At 45.5% G+C, this 20,747-nt stretch carries 15 protein-coding genes; 6 read left to right on the top strand and 9 right to left on the bottom strand.

The window, feature by feature from the left end:
* Positions 1-127: 127 nt before the first annotated feature.
* From GFS24_RS16515 to GFS24_RS16505, 3 genes are all read left to right on the top strand, one after another.
* Entirely contained in the window at positions 128-1,123 is a 996-nt protein-coding gene (locus tag GFS24_RS16515) for a sensor histidine kinase (RefSeq protein WP_153661134.1), read from the top strand.
* On the top strand, positions 1,120-1,824 hold the full coding sequence (locus GFS24_RS16510; protein WP_153661132.1) for a LytTR family DNA-binding domain-containing protein: 705 nt from the start codon (positions 1,120-1,122) through the stop codon (positions 1,822-1,824). The genes GFS24_RS16515 and GFS24_RS16510 overlap by 4 nt, the downstream gene beginning before the upstream one ends.
* 249 nt (positions 1,825-2,073) lie before the next feature.
* Positions 2,074-4,746 carry an outer membrane beta-barrel protein gene (locus GFS24_RS16505; protein ID WP_153661130.1) on the top strand — a complete coding sequence of 891 codons (2,673 nt, stop codon included), beginning with the start codon at positions 2,074-2,076 and terminating at the stop codon, positions 4,744-4,746.
* Positions 4,747-4,755: 9 nt separating this feature from the next.
* Here GFS24_RS16505 and GFS24_RS16500 read toward each other — a convergent pair whose 3' ends face one another.
* The 5 genes from GFS24_RS16500 to GFS24_RS16480 are packed head-to-tail and all read right to left on the bottom strand — an operon-like array spanning position 4,756 to position 10,167.
* Complete coding sequence (locus GFS24_RS16500) at positions 4,756-6,099, bottom strand: DUF58 domain-containing protein (protein WP_153661128.1); 1,344 nt, start codon at positions 6,097-6,099, stop codon at positions 4,756-4,758.
* Position 6,100: 1 nt separating this feature from the next.
* Positions 6,101-7,087, bottom strand: a complete 987-nt coding sequence (locus GFS24_RS16495) for a MoxR family ATPase (protein WP_153661126.1) — start codon at positions 7,085-7,087, stop codon at positions 6,101-6,103.
* Positions 7,087-8,370 (bottom strand): DUF4350 domain-containing protein, encoded by a 1,284-nt coding sequence (locus tag GFS24_RS16490; protein ID WP_153661124.1) that lies wholly within the window; start codon positions 8,368-8,370, stop codon positions 7,087-7,089. The genes GFS24_RS16495 and GFS24_RS16490 overlap by 1 nt, the downstream gene beginning before the upstream one ends.
* Before the next feature lie 4 nt (positions 8,371-8,374).
* Positions 8,375-9,184, bottom strand: a complete 810-nt coding sequence (locus tag GFS24_RS16485; protein WP_153661121.1) for a DUF4129 domain-containing protein — start codon at positions 9,182-9,184, stop codon at positions 8,375-8,377.
* The gene (locus GFS24_RS16480) at positions 9,181-10,167 is read right to left on the bottom strand and encodes a stage II sporulation protein M (protein WP_153661104.1); all 987 of its coding nucleotides are present in this window, start codon (positions 10,165-10,167) and stop codon (positions 9,181-9,183) included. Before GFS24_RS16480 ends, GFS24_RS16485 begins: the two co-directional genes overlap by 4 nt.
* 57 nt (positions 10,168-10,224) lie before the next feature.
* Between GFS24_RS16480 and GFS24_RS16475 the strand changes: the two genes are divergently transcribed.
* The 3 genes from GFS24_RS16475 to GFS24_RS16465 are packed head-to-tail and all read left to right on the top strand — an operon-like array spanning position 10,225 to position 13,037.
* Positions 10,225-11,013, top strand: a complete 789-nt coding sequence (locus tag GFS24_RS16475) for an RDD family protein (RefSeq protein WP_153661102.1) — start codon at positions 10,225-10,227, stop codon at positions 11,011-11,013.
* A gap of 60 nt (positions 11,014-11,073) precedes the next feature.
* Positions 11,074-11,655 carry an RNA polymerase sigma factor gene (locus GFS24_RS16470; protein WP_173003102.1) on the top strand — a complete coding sequence of 194 codons (582 nt, stop codon included), beginning with the start codon at positions 11,074-11,076 and terminating at the stop codon, positions 11,653-11,655.
* On the top strand, positions 11,652-13,037 hold the full coding sequence (locus GFS24_RS16465; protein WP_153661098.1) for a hypothetical protein: 1,386 nt from the start codon (positions 11,652-11,654) through the stop codon (positions 13,035-13,037). Before GFS24_RS16470 ends, GFS24_RS16465 begins: the two co-directional genes overlap by 4 nt.
* Position 13,038: 1 nt before the next feature.
* Here GFS24_RS16465 and nagA read toward each other — a convergent pair whose 3' ends face one another.
* The 4 genes from nagA to GFS24_RS16445 all read right to left on the bottom strand — a co-directional run bounded on the left by nagA (position 13,039) and on the right by GFS24_RS16445 (position 20,716).
* Positions 13,039-14,142, bottom strand: coding sequence for an N-acetylglucosamine-6-phosphate deacetylase (gene nagA, locus GFS24_RS16460; RefSeq protein WP_153661097.1), 1,104 nt, complete (start codon positions 14,140-14,142; stop codon positions 13,039-13,041).
* A gap of 21 nt (positions 14,143-14,163) precedes the next feature.
* Complete coding sequence (locus GFS24_RS16455) at positions 14,164-15,918, bottom strand: RagB/SusD family nutrient uptake outer membrane protein (RefSeq protein ID WP_153661095.1); 1,755 nt, start codon at positions 15,916-15,918, stop codon at positions 14,164-14,166.
* 19 nt (positions 15,919-15,937) lie between these two features.
* On the bottom strand, positions 15,938-19,459 hold the full coding sequence (locus GFS24_RS16450) for a TonB-dependent receptor (protein ID WP_216647439.1): 3,522 nt from the start codon (positions 19,457-19,459) through the stop codon (positions 15,938-15,940).
* A gap of 273 nt (positions 19,460-19,732) precedes the next feature.
* Complete coding sequence (locus GFS24_RS16445) at positions 19,733-20,716, bottom strand: FecR family protein (RefSeq protein ID WP_153661093.1); 984 nt, start codon at positions 20,714-20,716, stop codon at positions 19,733-19,735.
* Positions 20,717-20,747 lie beyond the last annotated feature (31 nt).

Raw genomic sequence — 20,747 nt, 5'->3', positions numbered from 1 at the left:
AAGGATATCATGAATGAAGAGGGCTTAACCCCAAAAGCATTTCCCAACCCAGCAAGTTCATCCTTCCATCCCCCCATTTCATCAATTAAGATTGCTACATTACAGGAACCGCACTAGTTTGGCAGTTATGAAGTATATCTACAAATACAAGATCCTCCATATCCTTTTCTGGATCGGTTATGCCCTCTTCTGGGTGCCACTTTCCATGAAGCTCAATCACATCACGTTTGGGGATGCCGTCCTGTCTATTTTCTTCTGGATGATAGGGCAGGGTACCTGTATATACTTCGGCGTGTATTGGATAGTGCCCCGTTACTTCCACCCACGGCGATACTGGACATTTGCCATAGCCATTGTATTATCTATCCTGGTCTGTACATTATTTATTGCAGGCGCTAATTTTATTTTCTTTCCGGGAAACCACGGCTTCAGCGCTTTCTTCAATTATGTGCTGATGGCGAATGGTTATTCATCTGTGTTCCTGATAGCCGCCAAGATCATAAAGGACAAAGTAGTGGCAGACAGGCGGAACAACCAGGCCGAGAAACAGCAGATGCAACAGGAGTTACGTTTCCTGCGTACACAGATGAACCCACATTTTCTATTCAATGCCATCAACAGCATTTACGTACTGATCCGCAAAGATCCTGAAACAGCCGCCCAAACACTCGCCAAATTCTCAGACATGATGCGTTACCAGTTATATGAGTGTAATTCAGAAACCATCCCCATTGAGAAAGAGATTGCTTATATGAATGATTACATTGCACTGGAGAAATTACGCAAAGGCAATACCGTACAGCTCAATTATGAAGTGAAGGAAAGTGTAAAGGATTTTTCCATTGCCCCTCTGCTGCTCATTGCCTTTGTGGAAAATGCCTTCAAACATTTATCGTCCGAAGAAGAGAATTACATTCACATCCTGATGGACAGGCAAAACAATACCTTTACCTTACGGATAGAGAACAGCAAAGACGAAATGCCCACGCAGCAGGAGGCAGGAGGGATTGGGCAGATAAATGTAAAACGAAGACTGGAACTGCTTTATCCCCACCAGCACAAACTCAAGATCTACGACAGCCCGAAAAAATATTTAGTTTTACTTAGCATCCAACTCTCATGAATATCCGTTGCATCATAGTAGACGATGAGCCCCTTGCCCGGGAAGGCATGGAACTGCTGGTAAAAGACACCGGCTTTCTCCAGCTGGTGGCCCAATGCAGCAATGCCATGGAAGCCAATGAAGTACTGGCCGCAGAGAAAATAGACCTCATGTTCCTGGACATCCAGATGCCACGGATCAGGGGTATTGAATTCCTGAAAAGTCTTACTGTAAAGCCCCTGGTGATCATCACCACGGCCTATCCCAATTTTGCGCTGGAAGGTTTTGAGCTCAATGTGCTGGATTACCTCGTAAAACCCATTACACCGGAACGTTTCCTGCAATCTGTTAACCGCGCCAGGGCATTAATGCAACCCACTACAGATGCCCCCGTAACAGCAGACCATCTATTTATCAAAACCGGCCATGGCTTTGAAAAGATCGCTTACGCACAGATCCTTTTCATTGAAGGAGCCCAAAATTATATCACCATCCATACGGCCCAGGGCAAATACATGACCCTGGCTACCATCAAATCTGCGGAAAGCCAGCTCCCGCCCGGAAAATTCCTCCGGGTACATAAATCCTACATTGTGGCAGCGGATAAGATCCAATCCTTCTCCGGAAATGAGATCACCTGCGGCACCCACAAGATCCCCGTCAGCAAAAATCACCGGGACGAACTGATGAAACTGATCGACCAGCGGCTGATCCGAAAATGATACTCAATTCCCCCAAACCAACAGAAAATGTTCTCTTGTTAAAAAAACTCCTGCTGTTGTACAGGATTTATAGTGGTTTGACGTCATATAGTTACTAGAACCAGACGACTCATAATCATTAGACAACCCCTTTCGGGGAGAAAGAGATACAGCCTACCATTTATCCCGATTATCCCGCTTATGTGTAATTGTTACTATTTACTGGATGCGGGGTAGTATTTTTCGGACATCAACCTATATATATTTTAGATGAATATTAAGCCAAATGGCAGCATTGCAACCATTTTCGGAAGCGTTTGTTTGCTCGGATGTATGTTAGCTAACGAAGTAAAAGCACAACAACCCCCTTCTAATAAGGATACCGAAACCGGTACTGTTAAAGGAAAAGTTTTGCAGGCCTCCAATAAGGAACCCATTCCATTTGCTACCATCGCCCTGCTCAACGAGGACGATTCTACTGTAGTCACCGGCGCCGCTGCCGATGAGCGGGGGGCTTTTATTATAAAACCAGTTGTTTACGGCAATTATATTGTAAGGATCGGTACCATGGGCTTTGCCCCTTATTTCCTGAACGTGAAAGTGAATGCAGAACGTTCTCTGTGGGAACTGGGTACCATCCTGATGGAAACAGGCTCCCGTACCCTGAAAGAAGTGACCGTTGTTAGCCAGAAGAAGATGTTCACCATGAATAAGGACAGCATCATTTTCACCCCGGACGAAAACTTCCTGCCAGGTGGTACAGGTATGGAATTACTGGAATATGTTCCCGGTATCACCATAGACGCTAATAATAATATCACCATGGAAGGTAAGGACCGGGTGAAGTTTTATGTGGATGACAGGCCCATAGCCCTCACCGGCATGGACTACAACAGCTACCTTAACAACCTGCCCTCTTTTATGATAGAAAGGATCGAAGTACTGAAAGTACCCCCTGATCCGGTAGAAGCTGAACAGGCACTGGTAGAAGGCCGTACCAATATCCGTTACATTAACATCATTACCCGCAAGATCCAGTTCAGAGGTTACTCTGCAGCATTCACTGCCGGCATGGACAGCAGAAAGAACCTGAATGCAAAAATGCGTTACAACCTCAACCTGGCACCTTTCCAGGTCACCTATTTTAATAACGGAGTATATAATTCAGACAGTACTTATCTCTCCCGCAGTTATTTCCCGAAAGTTCCCGGAGGTGATACTTCTTTCCTCGAACAGAAAAATTTCCGGACCTCTTATAATTACAACCACAACCTCAACGGCCGGTATGAATTAAAGATCACGGAGAAAGAAAAACTCCAGGGCTCTGTAACCCTCGGCTGGACGGGTGATGGCAGCAACAGTTCCAACAACAGTACCAATAGTGACTTCGCCCATAAGCCCACTATGCAAAAGAACCAGAACAACGTGAACCGGTCAAACGGCTATCGTGCTGTAACAGACTGGAACTATATAAAAGAGTATGAACTGCGGGATAAGAAACTGGAAGCAGGTTTCAACTTTACGAAGAATAATGGCAATGGATATGGCAATAATGACTATTTCTACCTGTTATCTTCAGACACTTCCCTGCAAAGGAACAAACGGCGCAACGGTAGTTTCAGCATGCGTGGAAACTTCCATTTCCGCCAACCCCTCTCTGATGGCAAGTATTATGATCTGAGTGCCAGCATCGACATGAGTGGAGGAGGTAATCGCAATCTCGCTACCCGCAAGAATGTGAATGATATTGAATTGCTGCCTGCACCGCAGCTATCCACAGACTATACAAAATTCGATCAGAATTATGCTGTAAGTGCCGCAGTAGGAAAGCGCAGCAGGAAATTGGGTTACAACATCACCACCAGGTTAGGCTACAGTGGTTCCAATTCTGAAGAAGAATATGCCGGTAACCGTTTCAACAATGAAACCTATGAAGTGCGTAGTTCCCTGGGGGTTAATTACAGCCCCTGGAAAGATCACATGGCCAACCTCCGCTTCAATCCCGGGATCCAGCTCTTTGACCAGATGGCCCTGCTGGATTCTCTGAGAAGCCGCGTACCGTTCAAGTACACCAACTTCTCTCCGGGTATCAACTTCCAGTATGATTACAAACAGCAACAGCTCACTTTCAACTTCAACCGGAACATGGATCGCCCGACACCAGATCAGCTGAATCCATTTGTAAATACTTCTGACAGTTTCAATATCCGTACGGGTAATCCTAACCTCCGCCCTTCCTTCACAAAGGACTACCGGATGGAATATACCGTGCAGATCAAGAGCCACCAGATCAAAGCAGGACTGGAACAACAGGATGCAGGTGATATCATTTCCCGCTATACCAAAGTGGAACATATCAATGATACCACCATCATCAACACCAGTACCTTCGTGAACCTTGCCAGCAGGAAGGATCGTAGCTTCTATCTTACTTTGAATTCACACTTCTTCAGAGCCATACAGAATAATAAAGGTGCCATCAATATGAACGTCAGCGGAGGTATCCGTTACTATAATACGCTCACAGATGGCGGAGAAGAAGGAAAAGATGCAGTGAGCGATAAGTTTGCGCACGTGGAAGGATGGACCTCCAATCTTACCGTATGGGCAGCCTACCGTATCCGTGTATTCTCTATCTCTGTGAACGGAAGATATAACGGCCCGCGCTACTATGCACAAGGTAAACAGGAAGCACGTTTCAACAGTGGCTTGCGCGGACAGGTGAACTTATTCAAACGTAAAATGAATGTGGCCTTCACCGTAGAAAACCTCTTTGGTTCTACCGTGAAGAACTTCTATGAATTAACGAAAGACTATGAGCAATTCTCCAACAACCGGAAGAATGTGCGCTACCTCAGTCTGAATATTACGTATAACATCCGCAAATTCACGAAGCTCGGTAACAAGGGGCCGAAGGATTTTGAGAAGGAAGAACCGTTGTAGCCGCTTTAGTTAAGCCAGCATGCGGGATTTTAGCTCAAGGTACTTATTCACTACATCTACGGTTAAATGTTCCGGTGTAGTGAGTAAGGACATAATACCATATTGCGCCAGCTCCCTTACGATCTGTTTTTTCTCATGTGCAAACTTCTGTGCGATCACCTGGATATAGATATCTTCCACAGCAACCGCTTTTTGCTCATTGAGTTTTTTGATCTCTGTATTCTCAAAGAACACTACCAGTAGCAAATGATATTTCGCCAGTTGCCTTAAGTAAGGCAATTGGCGTTGCAGTCCTGATGCAGATTCAAAATTGGTGAAGAGGATCAGTAAGGAACGTTGGGAAAGGGACGCGCGTAAATTAACACCCAGCCTTTCATAATCGCTTTCCATCCACTGCGTGGTTTGTCCATACAGTTGGTCCAGGATCTTATTAAGTTGTACTTTTTTATTACTCGATGCCAGGATCTCTGTTTGCGAACCGGCAAAAGTGATGAGTCCTGCTTTATCTCCTTTCTGTAAGGCCACATTGCTGAATACGAGTGTAGAGTTGATCGCATAATCCAGCAGTGATAACCCGTCGAAAGGCATTTTCATATTCCGCCCTTTGTCGATCACACAATACACTTGTTGTGATCTTTCTTCCGTAAAATTATTCACCATCAGGTTTCCGCGGCGGGCTGTAGCTTTCCAGTTCAGGGTGCGCACATCATCACCCATCGTGTATTCCTTGATATGGTCGAACTCAATGCTGTGGCCAATAGCACGCTTGCGATGCACGCCTATTTCATTGAGCTTATGTTTGAAAGAGAACAATTCATAATTCCGTAATTGCATGTAAGAAGGATATACCTTCACGTGCTCCGGATGATCAAAAGTAAAACGCCGCCTGATCAGGCTGAAAGGACTTTTCACAAAAACATGTGTGGCTCCGAAGTTATATTCCCCTCTTTCCACCGGGCGCAGGTTATAATTAAACACCTGTTCCTCTTTACTCTTCAATGAACCATACCGCACAAAATTACGCTCCTGGAACTGGAACGGCAATTCGTCCAATATCTCCACCCAGATAGGGAAGTTATATTTGTTACGGATAAAGATGTTCACCTCATTATGATCCCCATTGCTGAAACGTTCCGCCATTTTACGGTTCACCTGTAATGCACGCCCTCCGGCATAAAGCAACAGGAAATCCAGCAGCACCAATGCCGTAAGCACCAGCAGCGCCAAAATTGCAAACGGATATACAACCGGCGCAAAGAACCCCACCACAAAAAATACCACAACCGCACCCAGCGACAAATACAGCCGGGTGTGAAAGAAAAGCGAATAATAAAATCTTGCAGGCGCTTCCATATTAACGCGGTACCGCTACGGCTTTAAGGATTTCAGCAATGATATCATCCGGTGTAATACCTTCCATTTCTCTTTCCGGCGTGAGCATAATACGATGACGTAAAATATGCGGCAACACAAACACAATATCGTCTGGTGTTACAAAATCACGTCCGTTCATTACGGCGATGGCTTTTGCACAATTCATCACAGCAATGGAAGCACGCGGAGAAGCACCCAGGTAAATGCTGGGGTTGTGACGCGTTTCATTCACCAGCGTGGCAATGTATTGCAGCAGTTTTTCATCCAGCAATACGCCTCTCACTTTTGCCTGCAGGTCTTGCACCTGCGTAGCCGTGAGCACTTTTTCTACTTTATCCAGTATATGTGCACTCAGTTGTAAGTTCGCCGCTTTCAGGATCTCTATCTCTTCTTCCACCTGCGGATATTTCACTTCTATCTTAAACAGGAAGCGGTCCAGCTGAGCTTCCGGCAAACGGTAAGTACCTTCCTGCTCAATGGGGTTCTGCGTAGCGATCACCATAAAAGGCTGGTTGAGGAAATGAGAGATACCATCATTCGTGATCTGGCGTTCTTCCATTACCTCAAACAAAGCCGCCTGTGTTTTGGCAGGCGCCCGGTTGATCTCATCTATCAGGATGATGTTGCCGAAGATGGGACCTTTTTTGTATTCGAATTCTTTGCTTTGCGGGTTGAAGATAGAAGTACCCAACACATCCGCCGGCATGAGATCGGGCGTAAACTGGATGCGGGAAAATTTAGCATCGATGGTGCTGGCGAGGAGTTTGGCCGCCAGGGTTTTTGCCACACCCGGCACTCCTTCTATCAGGATATGCCCGTTGGCCAGTAATCCCGCCGTGAGCAGGTCTATCATCTGATGCTGCCCTACGATCACTTTTGCAATCTCCGCTTTTACTGCTGCTATGGCTGCATGTACAGCTGACAGGTCCGTGCGGGGTTCAAAGGTATTTACTGCTTCTTCTTCCATTAGTTCGCTTTTAAATAGAATTGATAGATACTATTATAGAAATTTTGTAGCTCGGTATCTGAAACATTGTCCACCATCCGCAAAGCATGGATCTGTGTGATCATCGCTGCCACTGCTTCCTGCGGATGTCCTGATTTACGGGATAACAGCACAACGAATTCATCGTTCAGCTGACCGGTATTCAGGTAATAATGGTTCCGGATGTATTCCAGTAAATGCTGGATCATTTTCTGGGACAGGTTCCTGTTATTGTGATGAAGGTAATATAAGCGCCCCAGTGTTTCTGCAAATTCCAGTGAAGTATTAGCCAGCACCGGTTTTGGAGGGATCAGCCTTTGGCGGCGTTTGCCTTCAAACAACACATACAGCAACAATAATAACACCGCCAGCCACAATGCCCATCTCAATGCAGGATGCCGCATTAATACCTGCCAGTTGGAGAAATCCCCACGCTGGCGGTACTTCAGATGTTTGTAAAATTCATCCCAGTAAACATTCTGCGGATACCGCGGCAGATAAGCCATCTGGTTTTCCAATGCTTTGATGTTCTGCTTTTCCAGCAGGAAATTATTCGTCCAGGTCATGGGATTCAGCAGCACAAATAATTGCCCGTTGCCCACATTCATACGGAAAAAATTAGGCTCATGCCATGCATTTGTACCCAGTATGGTAGTGGTAGCAGTATCTGTTTTATCCAGCCCGGTTACCATGGCAATACCTTTTGCAGAGAAGAAAGTATCCGGTGCAAAAGCCGGATTAGCAAAAGACTGTGCAGCGAATAAAGGCAAATCATGAATATACTTTACTATCGTATCCCCAGGTTGCTCTAAAATGGAATCTATATTACGTTTCCACCGGAGAGTAGTACTGAAATTAAATGCCGCTTCCAGCAATGAATCCGGCTCCTCTATTACCATGAACAACTTATTACCTGCACTTACATACTGGTGCATGGCATCAACATCTTCCTGCGTAGCATAGAGTTTACCAGCCACAATAATATATACATCATTGGAAGAGGTCTGAAAGTTCTCATCCTTGCGATAGGTTTGTGCAAATGGTTTGGTGATGGTCTTCGCTTTATTATTATCGAAGAAATTTTCCAGCAGCTTATAAGGTACATAACTGCCATAGGGTGCTTTATCCCGACTGCTATAAGTGATATGCTCCCGTGAAAACCTGGTATCTCCACCACGCGGACCCGTGCTCATCCCTGCCAGCATCAGCAGGAAAAAAACACCGAGTGTAAGTATAGAAATAATTATGATGATCGTTTGTCTCACGGAATTACCTTAATGATGTTTTAAACGCTGAAAATTGTTCCTCCAGTTGTGAAAACTGTCCGTTATTCAGCGGTTGCTGCCCATACCATATATATTCATAATGCAGGGTGAGGGTAGCAAAGGGTTTATACCAGGCCGTGCTGGCAAGTTCCCGGAGATAATCCATATTCGTTTTATCCTTGCCGGGTGCAATCAATTGTTTTGCTTCCAGTAATTGCAGGGAATGCAGATAGCGCATCCGCACAGCTTCCCGCCAATTTCCGGCAGCAATCGCTGCACGCGCCAGTGCATCATAGTTTTGCGGCCCCTCTGCCGTGAGGATCTCTCCTTCTTCTGTTCGCTGATGGGAACGCCGGAATAACGGGATATCATTTTTACGAATGAACAGAACGATCCCCATTAATAAAAGCAGGCCCAGTAAAATATAAAAAAGTAAACGGAAGAATTTAAGATGTTGCCCTACCCATGCGCCGATGGCATTCAAGGTACTTTTTTCGTCACGTGGTTTCTCCTCATATTGCAGCGCTTTCATACTGCGGAGTTCTTCCATTTTCTCTGCCGGAATTTCTTCCCGGGCAAGCCTTCCCTGCGCTGCATCATTCCATTCTCCTGATCTTTGATCGTCCCACAAAGAATGGGGTAATTGTTTTTCCCGCAGTTTATCTTCAAGGGTTAATTCCTTATCGGACTCTGTGGCAACGGTTGTGTCTACCACCGCTGTATATTCCTCTTCATCTGTCGTTGTCGTGGAATCCTGCGCCCGCACACCTGTACAAAGAAGCAGGAGCAACGCTATATATATTACCCTCCTCATAATTGCACAGGTTTGATCAGTTTTCCTTCCATATCCAGGCGATACCCTTTCCTTTGCACTTTAATAGGGTAAATAACAAAGTACCATACAATGAAAGTCAGCGAAAGCGCCAGGATACTGATGCTGATGGCTATAGGCATGGAAGTATGTCGTGTGATGAAACTTTCCAGGAATGCTGCCACCATGAATATGGGGATCAGTGCCACAATGATCTTCAATCCTTCTTTGGCCCCTCTTTTCAGCGAATCCTTCCGGGTATGCGTTCCGGGAAACAGGATGCTGTTGCCCAATATCATACCTGCCGTTCCGGCGATGATGATAGAAGATATTTCCAGTGTGCCATGCACCCATATTACCAATACGGAAGCCCAGCCCAATCCTTTTGAAAAGAAGAAATATTGAAAAGAGCCCAGCATGATGCCGTTTTGCAGTAATACCCATAAGGTTCCCGCAGAAAGGGCAATGCCGAATACAAAGCAGAACATACTTACTTTAATATTATTAAAAGCAATACGGAGCCACATGTATCCGGGGTTCTGGTCTTTATATACACCAAAGGGATCCCCATTGGCAATATTCTGTTCCGTCATATTTACATATTCATCTCCCAGCACCCCTCTCACAAAAGTTTCATCATGGGCCGCAGAAAAAGCGCCGATGATACATATCAGCAGGAAATAACAGAAAGTAAACAGAAAAAGCCGGTGATGTTTGCGGATCAGCAGCGGCAACTGGTAGTAAAAGAAGTTGGAAAACCGGTTCTTTTCCCCCTGGTGGCTGCTGTAAATACGTTGAAATATGCCGCCGGCCATGCCATTAATGTAATGGGTAACCTTGCTATGGCTGTAAAATGTTTTGGCATAAGCCAGGTCGTCCAGCAATGCAGTAAAGCGTTCAGCCATCTCATCGGGGTCTTCCGTGGGTTCCTCCTGGATCTTTTTCCAGCGGTGCAGGTTCCTTTTAATAAATGAAGATTCTCTCATTCGGTAGCGGCGATAAAAATACTTTAAGCGGAAATATAATAAATTTTAAATTTGTTTATGCCTATTATCAAAATACCTACCGCATTTAATATTGACCTCGAGTTTGAGGGCGCCGATCTTGGGCGGCGTTTGGTAGCCTATTTTATCGATCTTTTGATCCGGATAGCCTATATGATCCTGGTAGGAATGCTAATCAGCAAGAATATAAGTGATTCAAATACAGAGGATGTACTGATATTCCTATTCCTGGTGATCCCTGTTTCCCTCTATTACCTGATCTCCGAAATCCTCATGAAAGGGCAAAGTTTAGGCAAAAGGGCCATGGACATCAAGGTAGTGAGCCTCATAGGAAATACCCCCTCCCTCAGCCAGATCCTGTTACGCTGGATGTTCCGGATGGTGGAATCACCCATATTTACCCTCGCTATCATCCTCAGCATGGCGGAAGAATCCTCCGCGCTCACCATCCTGATATCCCTGGCAATAGCCATCATACCCGTTATTATTGTTTTTCGTTCTGAATATAATCAGCGGCTGGGAGACATTGCCGCAGGAACCATCATGGTCCGCACCCGTCAGCGTCATGGCATACAGGATACCATTTTCCGGGAAATTGACCAGGTGGATTATGTACCACAGTTTTCCCAGATCCTCCGCCTGTCAGACAAAGACCTCAGCAAGATCAAAAGCGTACTGGATAGTTCCATGCGCACAAACGACTGGGCCATGGCTGCCCGCATGTCTGAAAAGATCAAACAGGTACTGCATATTGAAACGGACATGGAACCTTCCACCTTCCTCGAAACCCTGCTGAACGACTATAATTATCTTGTAACCCGGAAATAATTTTTTTTGCACTTACCCAACCTTTCCTTCCAGGGCAGGTGTCTATATGTGTTAAGACATTTGGATCAGAGAACAAGAAATACATTTCATCCGGCTGATCAGGCTGATCAACCCATCTCTCTTGCCGCGCTTATTGAAGGCTGCAAAAGGGAAGACCGCCTGTGCCAGGAGAAATTGTATATGCATTTCTTTGATCAGATGCTCGCCGTTATCCGTCGCTCTTTTAGTGATCAGGATGCGGCTATGAGTATTTTAAATAATGGTTTCCTGCGGGCCTTTAAAAAAATTGACCAGTATAAAGGCAGCGGAAGTTTTGAAGGATGGTTGCGCAGGATCATTACACATGCTGTTGCAGACTATTACCGGGAGCACGAAGCAGAATTGAACATTCAGAAAACCGAAATAAAAGAGAATCTGCCTGAACTATATGCAAACGATCCGATGGCCTACAAAGATCTCCTGCAGGTATTACAGCATTTACCACCTGCCACCAGGCTGGTGATCAACCTGTTTATTATTGAAGGCTATTCACATAAAGAAATTGCGAAAATGCTGGGCATTAGCACCGGCACTTCCAAGTGGCATGTTTCGGAGGGGAAAAGAATATTGAAAAACCTTTTAAACATTCAATTTTCGGCATGAGCAAACGCAATCAACATATTGAAGAATGGTTGCGGCAGGCAGCTGCGCAAGATCCTGATGTTTCGCCTGATCAGCTGAAACAGCAGGCTTGGGGGCAATTGGATCAGATGCTGGATAAAAACGCTGTTGTATCACGTACACCTGGTTCATCCGGTTCCGGCTGGTGGATGATCATCCTGGAAGCCCTCGTGCTGGTGGGGTCTGTTACTTATTTACAAGTGGGCGCAGGGTCTGTGAAAACTACAGGAAATAGTATTGCACTTCATACAGACACGGTAGCAGCCTTGCAGGATGTAGAGAAAAGATCTCCAGCGCAACAAAAGGAACAAGCCGTAGATGTAGATGTAAAAACCAGTAATAGCAGCGATAGTAATGGCAGCAGCGTTAATAGTGATAGTGATAATAATAGTGTTAGTAATGAGAGTAGCATTAGTAGTGGTAATAAGTTTAGTAGCAGTAATGGAGATAATAACAGTAGAAACATTATTAGTAGTGATAGTAGCGCCAACAGCATTAGCAGTGATAATAAGATTAGTGGTAGTAGTGATAGTAATAGTAACAAGGTTAATAAAATCAATAAAAAACCAACCACTAAAGCAACACTCACCATCACTACTAAACCAACCCCCGAATCAATACTCACCATCACTACCAAACAGTTATTCGTCCCGGTAAAAGATTCCGGTATAAAAAACAGCCCCCAGCCCACATCACTACGCACACAAAAGGAAAAAGTGGATGACCGTTCTCCTTACAGTTTGAGGATAGCCGCTATTCTTCCAATAGCAGACGCTTACGGTGTTGCAGCTAATATAGAATACACCTTCCGCTGGAAAAAGCAATGGAGCATACGGCCTTACGTTGGTGCTGAATATCTCACAGGATTTAACAGAGTGTATGATCACCGTTACTATAGAGCTACGTCCAGCAACGGAAGCCCGTGGAATCAAGGAGGGCCTGCCAGCACAGACAGCGTGCTTACACACTTCACTTTAAATGGTATACTATACGGCAAAGCAGGCATACAGGCCGCTTATACCTTCTCCAAATGGGAGATTTCAGCAGGTATGGAATACCTGTATTCATTAAAAGTATTTGGCAAGGATACTTCTTTAAAAATAAGGAGAGAGCCTGTTTATAACCTCAACCGCGACGACCTTCAAACCGTTAGCTTTAATCCCAAACAAATAACAGGCCGTGGAAATCTAAGAGCACAAGTAGGTTTGGACTATATGATAAACCGCCGCCTGCAGATAGGCGCTGTTTATTACATGCAGTTAAACAAGCAGAAATTAGATTCATCCTACAGAAGACCGCATCCCAAAATGCCGGACAGAACTTCCTTTCAGATACACGCCCGTTACTTCTTAAGGAAAAAGTAAGTTATGCATACACCACACCGTCAATGTAAACGTGCTGTGGTTCAAATGCCTCATCGAATATGGTCAGATCAGCCTTTTGCCCGATGGTGATCTCTCCTCTCTCCGGCACGCCCAAAAGCCTGGCAGGATAAGTGGAAGCCATCCGCACCGCTTCATCCAGTGGAATGTTTGCGTATTGTACACAATTATGAATGCCTTGCAATAAAGTGATCGCAGAGCCGGACAAAGTACCATCCGGCAACGTGTACCGGTCTTTCTGCCGTACGTGAGGATATGCGCCCGTACTGGATTCCACCGCATCAGTGATCAGGAATAAACGATCTCCCATTACTTTTTTACTGATCGCCAATGCAGCAAAATCAACATGGATACCATCAGGAATAATACTGGCATAAGCCATATCCGCCTGGTAGGCTGCTCCCGGCAAACCAGTATCCCTGTGATGGAAAGGGCTCATAGCATTGAAGAGATGTGTAGTAGTTTGAATGCCATTCCGGTAACCGGCTTCGGCTTCTTTATAAGTAGCATTACTGTGCCCGGCAGAAACGATCACCCCGTTATCCAATAACAAACGGATGATCTCCGGATCACACATTTCCGGCGCAAGCGTGATCATCTTCACAACACCCTCTGCTCTTTTCAATAAAGCTGCTACTTCTTTACGCTCCGGTCTTTTGATGTATTGTTCAATATGTGCACCCTTCTTTATTGGATTGATATAAGGCCCTTCCAGGTGAAGTCCTAATACTGCCGGATGCGGATTATCCCTTACCACATCTATCGCTTTCTCAAACAGTTCAATGCTGTTAGTGGCCAATGTAATGAGGAAACCCGTTGTGCCACTTCTCACCAAACCTGTTGCCATAGCTGTTAAAGCAGCAAAGGAGGGATCATCTGAAAACAGATGACCACCTCCTCCGTATATCTGCAGATCTAGCAGGCCAGGTACAATGTAGTGACCTTCATGGTTGATGACGCGGGCTTCCGTTGATATGTTGACTGGATCTACCCAGGCTTTAATTATTCCGTTCTCCAGTAATAATGCTTTGTCTTTTATTATTCCCTTTCCGGTAAAAAAAGTTCCATTGGTCAACACTGTCAGCATACGTAATAATTTTACGGGAAGTTACTGCACCCAGCCCGTATTTTGGAGCAGATCCACTCCTTTATCTTTATACAATTTTATCTGGTCCAGTGGCAATGGGTCGAGGTACCATTTGTTGTCCGCGCCTTCTACGAATACACGGTCTGTAAGCGCATTGGGAGCAGGAATAATATATCCTTCCTGTCCACCGCCTTCCAATGTAACGTTGGATAACCAGCTGCCTGTGGGAACTTTAGCCCATTCTGCGCGGTTGATCCAGCAACCCCTGTTAAGTTCCGGATTAGCTTTGGTATCTACGTAGGCCAGCTTCTTCCATCTCCTGAGATCATCCAGGCGTAATCCTTCCATAGTTAATTCCACACGGCGTTCCCTGCGGATCTCCCAAAGCATTTCAGATACCGTAGGATCTCTTTTAGGATCTGTATATACAACGCCGGCAATGGCAGGCTGGCCGCCAATTACTTCCAGCGCTGGCAATTTAGTGGCCGTGCCGGAAGGACGCAGACGCAGTTTATTAATGGATTTATCAAGATCTATTTTTGATATGCCGCCTAATTCCGCAGCCGCTTCCGCATAGTTAACCATCACTTCTCCCAAACGGATCACCGGAGCATGTGTAGGATTCACACTGGATGAACCTTCGGGCAGATCACGGATAGCATCGTTCAGGAATTTCCAGGTGCAATAACCGGAAGTAGATGTGCCCAGTTTATTGTAACGGTTGTTGGAACCTGGCGGACGTAATTCCGGATTGAAAGTATCCAGCAAACGCGGGTCCCTGTTAGTTCTTACCTTCTCATTGGTTTTATCTCCCTGGTAAACAGCAGAAGTGCCTACAGGCCTTCCATCTGTGCACAGATAAGCTTCCATGAGGTTTTTGTTAGGTCCTGTTTGCCCTTCACCATTCACATAACTGTTCAGTGAATGCGTCAGCAAACCGGTTGCATAACGGCGGTACATGATGATCTCTGTATTCTTGGAAAGGTCCAGGTTATTGAAAGATTCCCGGTAAGTGAGGTTGAAAGAATATCCTCCGTTAGTGATCACATCATCAGCAGCGGTTTTTGCTGCTGTTAAATATTCCTGTGCTTTTGTTGCGTTGTTGAGATGATACTTTTGCCAGGTCCCTTCAAACAGGAATACTCTGGACATGTATGCTTCCACTATCCATTTCGTTACATTCAATCCTTTCTCTCCATCTGCTGCGCGTACATTTGCAGCAGCATACTGGAAATCAAGCAGCACGCTATCCATTACCAATGTACGGGAGTCACGTGGTTTGTATAATGCGGCATCGTCTCCAACATCCATGATGGGTTTACTATACCATGGAACATCTCCGAAAGCTTTCACCAGCCGGTAATATGCCATGCCGCGAAAGAAACGGGCAATACCTATCCAATGTTTTTGCGTTGCGGGATCCAGGCTGGTCATGCCCTGCACACGTTCCAGCATAATATTGGCCTTGCGCACATTGGCGAAAGACCATCCTCCACCACTCGCCGGTATGATCTTAGTGAATTGCGGGGGACTGGTTGGCGCAAAGTCATCGTTTAATGATTGGCCCTGGTAGAAATAATCACCGAAAGCAAAACCAGTACCGTAACCGCCAAAATAGATAGTATAAAAGCCATACGCATAAGTGCGCAGGTTCTTTTCATTCGTCCAGAAGATGTCGTCACTCTCCAGGTCAAGTGGTGGACGGTTAAGGAATTCCTTGCTGCAACCTGTGCCGAGCCATGCCAACAATACCAGGATATATATTTTCGATTTCATAAAGATCCAGATTTGTGTTTTAGAAAGTAAGTTGAAGCCCAAACGAAATTTCCTTGCGGAAAGGATAAGTACGCCCAAACGCAGTAGCATCTGTTTGTTCCGGCGTGTAATCAATTTCCGGGTCCAGCGGGATCGATAGATTATCCCATGTGAACAGGTTTTCTCCACTTACATAAATACGCGCTTGTTTGATATGAGCCCTGTTACTAAGATTTACGGGGAGTGTATAACCCAGTGAAATATTTTTCAGGCGGGTGTAAGACATGTCCAGCAAATAACGGCTCTGCTTTTGGAAGTTGCGGGTAGCGTTGTTTCCTGCAGTAAAAGTGGGTTGCGGATAATAAGCACCCGTATTGGCAGGCGTCCAGTAATCCAGGTGATGATCATACCAGGAATCAGTTCCAAAACCAGGAATGAACAAAGGACCGGAAGGCCATAACTCTCTTTTCCCTACGCCCTGTATGAATATACTGAAATCAATTCCTTTCCAGTCTGCGCCCAGGCGGAGGCCATATTGATAACGGGGTGTTGAGTTACCTATCACCATCATATCTCCAAAGTCATCCAGTGAAGAGGCGCCGGGTGTTATTTTTTTATCGCCGTTACGATCTACATATTTTACATCTCCCGGCTGGAAATAGAACCAGGGCTGGGTTCCACCAAGCAATACCTGATCTGCGATACCCGCTTTAGGTACCCATACTCCTCCCTGTTTGTCAAAGTCACTTTCCTGAAAGAGTCTGTCTGTCTGATAACCCCAGATCTCACCAAGTGTTTTGCCCTCGTAATTAAGCGATAGCGTTTTAGAACCGGCATAATGAGTGATCTTTTCCTGGAAGTCAGACAATGTGGCCAAAACATTAAAACGTAAACCATTATCAAACGAATGACTATAATCGATAGCCAGTTCCCATCCTTTGGTTTGCATTTCACCAAAATTCCGCCTGGGTGCAGCTCCGCCAAAAGAACTTGGTAAAGCAACCCCTGAGCTGAGCATATTGCTTGTGGTTCTGTTATACCAGTCAAAGGTGATACCCAATGCATTATCAAAGAACCTGGCATCCACACCAAAGTCCGTAGTGGTAACAGTTTCCCAGGTTAAACTCCTGGAAACCAGTTCCGGTGTACTCACCGTCACCTGGTTAGTATTTCCTATCAACCAGCCTGAATTAGGCGTACTCATAGTAGGTATAAACCTGTAATCGCCCACATTTTGATTTCCTAAAGATCCGTATGAGCCCCTAAATTTCAGAAAGGATAAAACTGGTTTAGAAAAATCCATGAACTTTTCTTCAGTGATCACATATCCCACAGATGCGGAAGGGAAAAATCCGTACAGATCATTCCTTGGGAACCTGGAAGATCCGTCATAACGACCATTGATCTCCAACAGGAATTTATTTTTATAATCGTAGTTGATCCGTGCAAAATAACCGTTGGTAGCCCAATGGCCGGCGCCACCATCCGCAAACTGATCACCTGTGGCCAATGTTATCTGACCAAGGTTTGGATCGATCAGTGTTCTTCTTTCTGAAGTTTGCGACCAGTTCCTGTAAAGGTCCACATCCATACCCGCAATCAATTTAAAATGATGATCCCCAAAATCCTTCTTATAAGTAGCAAAAGCACGGCCTGTATTCCATTCATTCCAGTTAGACACAGTCCTTACGCGATCCCAGGAAGCATCCTGGTAATTGGTAAAGTAATTCAACTGAGTAGGGTTGGCCCAGAAGTTAATACCAGCTGTTGGTCCGCCCGCAGTATGGAAATGGGTATTAGTAGCAGAATAGGTATAATCAATATCAATCGTAAGGTCTTTCAGAGGTTTGAGCGTACCACCTACCTGTACCCTGTTGAAGGTGGATTTTGATTTATCCATATTTGCCTGCTGTACTTCTGTTAAAGCACTGCGGAAAGGTTTACCCTGATAAGTACCATACGGATAGATCACCGGCCAGCGATAGAGATAATACCAGGGGCCCAGTTGTGTACCGGAATAAGACATGGGTGTTTCGAATTCAGACTGGCTCGTCATGATCTTTCCTCTTACATCCAGCCAGTCTTTTACAGTTGAATTCACAGATAAAGTGGCATTATATCTTTGAAATTTATCTGTTTTAAATTTCAACACCCCGCTTTGATTGAGATATCCCAGGCTCAGGTTGTAGTTCGTTTTTTCTCCACCACCACTGAAGGACAGGTCATGCTTTTGCATCATCGTCCAGTCTTTCATATATTTCTTACCCACATCCCATGGGCGGTAAAAATAGAGCAGGCCATTTTTGATCTCAAAATCACGGCCTAACACCATAGAATCACCCAGCTCTTTGCCACCATAATCCTTCTCCCACTGTTTCATTTTTTCAATGCCTTCCCTATCAAAGCCCATACCCAGTGTGCCAAAGAAAGCCTTATTAGGTTCCTGCCTTAAATAAGCAGCAAACATCGCTTCCGCACCGGCAGCAGCTCCTGCAATTTTAGGCATTGTAGTAGGCTGGCTCCAGGAAAAGTTGTTGGAATAATTAACCATAGCAGGTGCGCCTTTTTTACCTGATTTAGTGGTAATGAGGATCACTCCCCATGCAGCACGCGCTCCATAAATAGAAGTAGAAGCCGCATCTTTCAATACTGAGATGGATTCCACATCCTGCGGGTTGATCATTTGCAGGTTGGGCATCTCTACGTTGTCCACCAGGATCAATGGCGAGGCACCGCTACTTGAATTAAGAGAACCCGTCAGGCCACGTAAACGAATAGCCGGATTCCTTCCCAGATCTCCGCTCGCAGATGTTATTGTTAAACCTGGCACAGTGCCCTGCAATCCACGGCCAATATCTGAAATGGGCCGTGAGTTTAATGTTTTGCCAACATCAACAGTAGTCACAGCACCGGTTAAATTTGCTTTCCGCTGAGTACCATACCCCACGATCACCACATCATCCAGTTTGCGGTTATCACTTTTCAGCGTTACGTTCATCACCCCGGTTTTTCCTATTATCACTTCCTGCTGGATGGCACCAATGGAACTGAAGATCACTACCTGCCCACGATTAGCCGTCAGTGTATAAGCTCCATCCGCATCCGTGAATACCCCTTTTGTGGTACTCTGTATCCTCACGGAAACACCCGGCATGGGTACCCCGGATTCATCCGTCACCTTACCTTTTATGGTAATGCTGGAATCAGCCGCCGTTGCAGGGATCACCTCAGCCGGTTGTTCATTCCGGGGAACGATCATGATGGTATTGTCCGTTAATTTATAACCCAGACCGGCCTGTTTCAGTAAAGCACTAAGCGTGGCACCCACGCTGCGGGTGGCATAATGGAGAGAAACGCGCCCGGACTTTTCTACCAGTTCCGAGGCAAAAGCAATGCGAAAGCCGGAAAGCTTTTCGACCTGCGTTAACGCTTTTTCCAGAGTGGCATCAGCCACTTCCATGGTGATCTTCTTCTCGTCCAGCGCCTGGCCTTTGCCAGAAACTGCCAAGAGAAGCTGAAAGCTAACCAGCATGCAAATGATGGTGGAGAGGCTCAATTTCATAAAAAAACGCATTTGCGAGGAATAAACTGCTATAGACAACGCAGACGTAAGTCGCCCTGTAGCAAAAACCGCTGATTTTTGCATATTTTGCAATTGTTTAGAATGATGAAGAATAGCCTGATGGCTGTTTAATGTTTTAAGCAAATCCCCTCCCAACCTTCCACAGCGCGGAGGGGAATTTTTTTGTCCGATAATTTAGTTAGGATGGCGGACGCGTGTTCCAGTTCATGGAAAAAAAGATTTTGGTAAAATTAACGTTAGCGAATTTTCTCTTTACTTATCAGTACATCCTTTCCCGTCTATGATCACTTCATTTCCTTCCACAGAATAAGAAGCGTTTCCAACGGTACATAGAATATATAAAACTTTATCAAGCGATTCTGTTCCTTCAAAAGTGGCGCGGATCCTGCAATGGCGGAGGGCAGGGTTGGCAAAACTAATGGGTACCTGGTATTGTTCGCCGATCTGTCTGGCGATATCCTCGAATGGTATAGAATTAAAGTCCATGCCCTTTTTCAGCCACGCCACAGTTTCTTCCGCTTTCACCGGTTTGGTGGCGGCCACTTCATTTTCATACACAATTTGCTGATCAGGTAAAAGTATGCCGAGTAATTTACGGCTCTGCTCATCTTCTATTTTCACCTTGCCACGTGTAACAGTTACTGTTACGGAGGTCTGGTCGGGATAGGCTTTAATATTAAAAGCTGTTCCCAATACAGTGGTGAGCAATCTTCCGGAATGGATCACAAATGGCTTACCCGGCTGCTGCCGGATATCAAAGTAACCCTCCCCTTTAAGGGTCACCTCCCTGGTGTTCCCGTTAAATGAAGCAGGATATATGAGGCTGCTGCCTTCACGCAATACCACGGTACTGCTATCCGGCAGCAGGATGAAACGTTTACTCTCCGGTGTGTTCGGAGAAACAGCCAACAGCGGACTGGCCACACCAGCATCTTTTGCCGATGGGCGGGTGAACCACAATAAAGCCCCGATCCCGATAATAGGGATCAGCACAGCAGCCACCTTCAGCCAGATATGGCGGGATCCGCTACGGAAAAGGGTTTCTTTTCTGCGACGGTAATCTGTAAAATCCTGTAGTAATTCCTGTGCCAGTTCCTCGTCCGGCCGCCACTGGAGCATTTCTGCCTCCGGATGCTGCCAGGTTTCGTACCAGCTTTCCAACGCCCGCAATTCCTCCGGCGTACAGGTACCGGATTTATACTTTTCTAATAATTCTTTAACATCTAACAAGCTCATAAGTGGGAATTGATACGTCGGTCGTATATAA

Origin of the sequence: Chitinophaga sp. SYP-B3965 (assembly GCF_009647655.1) — a bacterium.
Lineage (GTDB): Bacteria > Bacteroidota > Bacteroidia > Chitinophagales > Chitinophagaceae > Chitinophaga.
The sequence above is the reverse complement of the archived record's forward strand: the minus strand, read 5'-3'. Positions and strand labels throughout refer to the sequence as shown.